The sequence below is a fragment of the Methanobrevibacter sp. genome, from assembly GCF_036307625.1.
Lineage (GTDB): Archaea > Methanobacteriota > Methanobacteria > Methanobacteriales > Methanobacteriaceae > Methanocatella.
Genome location: NZ_JAXJXF010000010.1, coordinates 1 through 4,463 on the forward strand (window position 1 = coordinate 1; position 4,463 = coordinate 4,463).

Genomic DNA, 4,463 nt, shown 5'->3' on the forward strand with positions numbered 1-4,463 from the left:
ATGTAGACGAAGTTTATGGAAAAAGATTATTCAATTTAGCCATTAATTCTGTTCTTTTGGATGTTGAAAAATTATTGGATTTTTAAAAAAAAAAAGAAAAGGGTGGTTAGCCAGTAGTTGTTTCAACATTAGCACTACCGGAACTAGAGCTGGAACCACCAGAACTAGAACTGGAACCACCAGAACTAGAACTGGAACCACCAGAACTAGATGAACCAGAGCTGGAACTACCAGAACTAGATGAACCACCGGAACTAGAACTTGAACCACCAGAGTCCTGTGATGATGAACCGGAATCGGTAGTTGTTTCTACACTATGAGAATCGTCATATGATGAACTGGAACGACCGCCATGATCGTTATAACTGTTAGATCCGTAACTTTGACCACTGTGTCCATTTTCAACAAACGATGAGAGATTGTCTAAAACCCCCTCATTGGTCTTATTTGGTAAAATTGATATTGGTCCGGTCATAGCTCCAAAAACGCTAGCTAAGCAAAAAGCAACCATAGCAACTATAAAAATTACCATTACTGTAGCAGATTTACTTGACAATATTAACACCTTGTAAAAAATTTATTAACTATAATATGTTTAATTAATTATATAAATATATAGGATTATTATGAAAACAATTAAAAAAGCAGTTCAATGTGAAATAAATGTAAAAAAATCTCAATTTATTTGCTCATTATTTCCAACTAAAACAAAAAAGGAATCAAAAGAGATTATCCAAAAGTTAAATGAACAGTATAGCGACGCTACCCATAACTGTACCGCATATATTGCAAGTGACGGAGAGGGATTTGATGATGATGGCGAACCTAGCGGAACCGCCGGAAAACCAATGATCAACGTTTTAAGAAAGAATGAACTTCACAACATCACCGCAGTTGTTACAAGATACTTTGGAGGTATCAAATTAGGTGCAGGAGGGCTTGTAAGGGCTTATTCAAAATCAGTTCTGGAAGCTATCAGCGAAGCCGAAATTGTAGAAATCGAAGAATATGACGTTTATAAACTCACTTTTGAATATTGCGATATCAAAATTGCAGACACTGAAGTCAGAAATAATCAGTTGACTACTATCGATAAGGATTATAGTGATAAGGTAAGTTATGAAATCGTATCTAAAGACAGAAGAGACATTGAAAAAATATTTGAAAAATACTCAGGCAAAATCAATGTCAAATATAAAAATAAACAGTTTTTAGAAAAAATTTAAAAAAAAATAAATGAAGAAACTTATTGTTCTTCAAAGTTTTCAGGACCTACACCGCACATAGGGCAGGTGAAGCCTTCTGGTAATTCATCTGCTTCATGGACATATCCACATACTTTACAAACGAAAGCCATTTTAGTTTCCCCTTATTCTACTTTTTCAAACATGTCAGCAGTAGCGCCGCACATAGGACATTTGTAGTCTTCTGGGAGTTCATCAAATTCGTCAGTTACAAATCCGCAAATTTTACATTTAAATTTTGCCATAATAACAATCTCCATATTTTGATTATATTTGCATTAAATTTTATAGTATTTAAACTTTTACAATTTAACTAATATTATTTTTGCAATGTAATAATATATAAAATTATTCAACTTTTTCAAACATAGCCTTAGCCATTCTACACTTTGGACATTTAAAAGAAGATGGCAAATCTTCAAATTTGGTTCCTTCAGGAATATTTAAAGCATCTTCAATGTTATTTTCATCAAAAACATAACCACAAATTTTACATTTATAGATAGCCATGAAATAGCCTCCTTTAAAAATATATAATATTAATTTAGAAATCAAAATATAAGTGTTTTATCATTTCTGGACTAAAATCTGTTTGGAACTTTCAAATGGTCCGGAAGCGGTTTGATACGGGCAGGTGTTCCTATAGCCAAATAAAATGGAGGAACACTATGAATTACGATAGCTCCAGCAGCAACAATTGCACCTTCTCCAATCTCAACATTTGACAGGAATGTGGTATTTCCACCAATTGAAGCCCCTCGTCTAACTTTAGGTCCTTGAAGTTCATAATTAATCCTTACAGGATATTTATCATTAGTAAAACAAGCACAAGGCCCAATAAACACATTATCCTCAATTACTGAATTAGTTGGAATATATACATTTGATTGAATGCTGACATCATTTCCGATAATCACATCACCTTCAATGACTGTGTTGGTTCCAATCAGAACATCATCCCCAATATTCGTATTTTCACGAATGACCACATTATGTCCGGTTCTGAAGTTATCCCCAATAACCACATCATTATAGATTATTGAATTAGATCTGATAGTGTGATTTTTACCTATGATTGGAGGTCTTGAATTTGGAGAATATTCGACGCCGAATTGAATATTTTGGTCAGAAGGAAATTTTAATTCAGGTTTTGAATAATCTGGTTGAATAGATTCTCGTTCAATAGTAGTTGGTCTTTCATAAACTATTTCATCACGTTCGACCCTTTGAGGAGGCCTATAAAAATTATCTTGATTTTGATAAACTTGCCTTTGATAATTAGGATTAGGAGTTTCCTCATACTTAATCTCTTCAATAGGCCTATGAACTACATGAGGCTGCCTTTGATAATTAGGATTAGGAGTTTCCTCATACTTAATCTCTTCAATAGGCCTATGAACTACATGAGGCTGCCTTTCTTCATGAGAATAGTAATGATGATTATCCTTGAGTTGTTCATAAGGTTTTTCTCTATTCTTTGACCTTTTATCATCAAGAGACTGTGAAAATCTAACCATATTATCGAACCTTCAGTTAATTAAATTTAAGTAGTTAATGAATTAATTTATGTAAGTAATAGGTATATATACTAACTGGTTATAATTAATGATTTACTTAAAAAAAAATAAAAAAGAATTTAGAGATTATGTTTTAAAGTGTATCCAAGATATACTCCAAAATAGGATGCAACAGGAATCAGCAATACAAACAAAATTATCTTAAAAACAAAGCTTAAATCAATTGAAGGGATGAAACTTGGAGTAGATGGCTGATAATTACTTGCATATGATGAAGATCTGCCTAAAGATGAAAAAGCTGAGCTAATAGCTGACAATAATCCTACTAAAAAAGTAAATATTAATCCAATGCAGCACAGCACTACCGCAAATACGCTTCCCAAATACATTGTAAAGTTTGGCAAAACATAAGATTTGTCCGTACATCCAAAATATCCGACAAAAATTCCTCCGAAAAATACTGAAAACACCACAGTCAACAAAAGATAAGTTATCAAATCAATTGATCCATTTGACAAAAATGACGACCACACAATGGAACCCGCAAACAGAAATACACCGAAAATCATGAATGAAAATATTATAATAGAATAGTTAATCTTCTCATTCAATGCAGTAAAAAAAGATTTTTCATTATTCTGAGCAGGATAATCCTTTCTCAATAAATCATACCCGCATTCAGTACAAAAATCAGCATCACCACTAATTTCACATCCACAATTAGGACAATGTTTCACAATATCCAATTCAAAACCTCCTTGTTATTAATTTATGATTAAAATAATAAAAAGATTTTGAAAAAAAAAATAAAAAAAGGAATTAAATAATTACAACCAACATCATTAAAACTGCAAATAATAGCATAATTAAGTTATTTCCACCTTTATCATTTATATTTGCGGTTATTGTTGAATTATTTAATTGAGTTGAGTTATTCAATTGTGTTGAATTGTTTAATTGTGATGAATTGGAACCCATGTAGTCCCCAACAGCACCATATGCAACATTTTCTGAATAAAATGGACTAATGAAATTTGATTTTTCAGAATCATCTCCATTATAATTATCATAATTATTATTATCGCCCTTATATGAAACTTTATCTGAAGCAAATCCTGATGCAAGAGCCATTGGACATGACATAGCAAGATATTTTACAGCATAATACTCAGTGAAATCATCACTTTCATTCCAGGTGTAATTAGAACAATTACCATAATTATTCAAGTAATACAATACTAAAAATTCTAAATAATCAGTTTCATTTTGAGTTAAATTAAACATTTCAAATGTTGAAACAACAGAATTATGAATTTTTAAATATGTTTCATAGTTCTCATCACTCTCATTTAAAGTATAACCGATAGGATTTTCTAGATATGCTTGATATTCATTGAGGAATTGATTGCTTACAGTCCAATTTTCATCAGAACAACTGCCGAATTTATCTAAATAAGATGTTATCCTGCCTTCTAAGTATTCGAAATCACTGATGTTATAATCAAAATCATAATCCCAATCATCGTCCCAATCGAAATCATAATCCCAATCGTAGTCGTAATCCCAATCCTCATCATCTAAACCAGAATCATCATCCCAATCCTCATCATCCAAATCAGAATCATCATCCCAATCCTCATCATCCAAATCAGAATCATCATCCCAATCCTCATCATCCAAATCAGAATCATCATCCCAATCC

8 protein-coding genes and 1 pseudogene are annotated in these 4,463 nt (G+C 31.9%); 2 read left to right on the top strand and 7 right to left on the bottom strand.

Annotation, left to right across the window (positions count from 1 at the left end; translation table 11 throughout):
* Positions 1–86 (top strand): annotated as a pseudogene (locus UIB65_RS00490) (creatinine amidohydrolase); the annotation flags it as partial.
* 20 nt (positions 87–106) lie between these two features.
* On the opposite strand, the gene UIB65_RS00495 reads toward UIB65_RS00490, so the two are convergent.
* On the bottom strand, positions 107–556 hold the full coding sequence (locus UIB65_RS00495; protein ID WP_330039202.1) for a hypothetical protein: 450 nt from the start codon (positions 554–556) through the stop codon (positions 107–109).
* A 70-nt stretch (positions 557–626) separates the two neighbouring features.
* On the opposite strand from UIB65_RS00495, the gene UIB65_RS00500 reads away from it, so the two are divergent.
* The gene (locus UIB65_RS00500; protein ID WP_330039203.1) at positions 627–1,226 is read left to right on the top strand and encodes a YigZ family protein; all 600 of its coding nucleotides are present in this window, start codon (positions 627–629) and stop codon (positions 1,224–1,226) included.
* Positions 1,227–1,246: 20 nt separating this feature from the next.
* Here UIB65_RS00500 and UIB65_RS00505 read toward each other — a convergent pair whose 3' ends face one another.
* The 6 genes from UIB65_RS00505 to UIB65_RS00530 form a co-directional block, all read right to left on the bottom strand.
* Positions 1,247–1,357: a rubredoxin-like domain-containing protein gene (locus UIB65_RS00505; protein WP_330039204.1), complete on the bottom strand. Its 111-nt coding sequence runs from the start codon at positions 1,355–1,357 to the stop codon at positions 1,247–1,249.
* A 12-nt stretch (positions 1,358–1,369) separates the two neighbouring features.
* Positions 1,370–1,489, bottom strand: coding sequence for a rubredoxin-like domain-containing protein (locus UIB65_RS00510; protein ID WP_330039205.1), 120 nt, complete (start codon positions 1,487–1,489; stop codon positions 1,370–1,372).
* A 103-nt stretch (positions 1,490–1,592) separates the two neighbouring features.
* A complete protein-coding gene (locus UIB65_RS00515) occupies positions 1,593–1,754 on the bottom strand; it encodes a rubredoxin (RefSeq protein WP_330039206.1) in 162 nt (53 codons plus the stop codon).
* Between the two features lie 71 nt (positions 1,755–1,825).
* Positions 1,826–2,428, bottom strand: a complete 603-nt coding sequence (locus tag UIB65_RS00520; protein ID WP_330039209.1) for a DapH/DapD/GlmU-related protein — start codon at positions 2,426–2,428, stop codon at positions 1,826–1,828.
* 452 nt (positions 2,429–2,880) lie between these two features.
* Positions 2,881–3,507: a zinc ribbon domain-containing protein gene (locus UIB65_RS00525; protein WP_330039207.1), complete on the bottom strand. Its 627-nt coding sequence runs from the start codon at positions 3,505–3,507 to the stop codon at positions 2,881–2,883.
* Positions 3,508–3,580: 73 nt separating this feature from the next.
* Positions 3,581–4,463 (bottom strand): hypothetical protein (locus tag UIB65_RS00530; RefSeq protein WP_330039208.1); only part of this gene is annotated, 883 nt, incomplete at its 5' end.

Coding starts and splice junctions, on each gene's coding strand:
- UIB65_RS00505 (WP_330039204.1), bottom strand. CDS start 1,357: ATGGCTTTCGTTTGTAAAGTATGTGGATATGTCCATGAAGCAGATGAA.
- UIB65_RS00515 (WP_330039206.1), bottom strand. CDS start 1,754: ATGGCTATCTATAAATGTAAAATTTGTGGTTATGTTTTTGATGAAAAT.
- UIB65_RS00500 (WP_330039203.1), top strand. CDS start 627: ATGAAAACAATTAAAAAAGCAGTTCAATGTGAAATAAATGTAAAAAAA.
- UIB65_RS00510 (WP_330039205.1), bottom strand. CDS start 1,489: ATGGCAAAATTTAAATGTAAAATTTGCGGATTTGTAACTGACGAATTT.